This window comes from Paraglaciecola chathamensis S18K6, assembly GCA_000314955.1.
GTDB lineage: Bacteria > Pseudomonadota > Gammaproteobacteria > Enterobacterales > Alteromonadaceae > Paraglaciecola > Paraglaciecola chathamensis.
In genome coordinates this window covers 1-600 of record BAEM01000057.1, presented here as the reverse complement: position 1 = coordinate 600, position 600 = coordinate 1, and the positions used below count along the sequence as shown (strand labels likewise).

Genomic DNA, 600 nt, shown 5'->3' with positions numbered 1-600 from the left:
ACAGAAAACGCTTATACGACATTAGCTGGTTTATGCGTGACTTGAATGAGCACATTGCCCGTCAAGCCAATAAAGAAGATGACTGCACAGGCCGGTTTTGGGAAGGGCGATTTAAATCACAAGCCCTATTAGAAGAAAGTGCAGTACTAGCGTGTATGGCCTATGTGGATTTAAACCCGATTAGAGCGAAGATAGCCAAAACACCTGAAACAGCAAAACACACCAGCATCAAAAAGCGTCTTCACGCCGCTAAACATCATCACGCTCAACCAAGTACGCTAATGCCCTTTGTGGGAAGCTCAAGGGAAAATATGCCCAAAGGAATAGCTTACTTCCTCAAAGACTACTGTGAGCTTATCGATACCATCGGTCGCTGTATTCGTGATGACAAGCCTGGTTATATCGACAACACTCAAAGCCCTATTCTAGAAAGGCTAGGATTAGACTCAGCACAGTGGCTAGCCTTAACCACTGAATTTGAAAAACACTTCTGCTACGCAGCAGGTGCAGAGCAAATGATGAATGCCTTCAAGCGCCATACCCATCATCAACGAATACGCGGGATGGGCAAAGCAAAAGAGCTGCTAAAGCGCGCTTAAA

At 45.5% G+C, this 600-nt stretch carries 1 protein-coding gene; it reads left to right on the top strand.

Annotated features, from left to right (window positions below):
* Positions 1–599: hypothetical protein (locus tag GCHA_RS20625; protein ID WP_039992878.1), on the top strand; the 599-nt coding region annotated here is incomplete at its 5' end.
* Position 600: the final 1 nt, after the last annotated feature.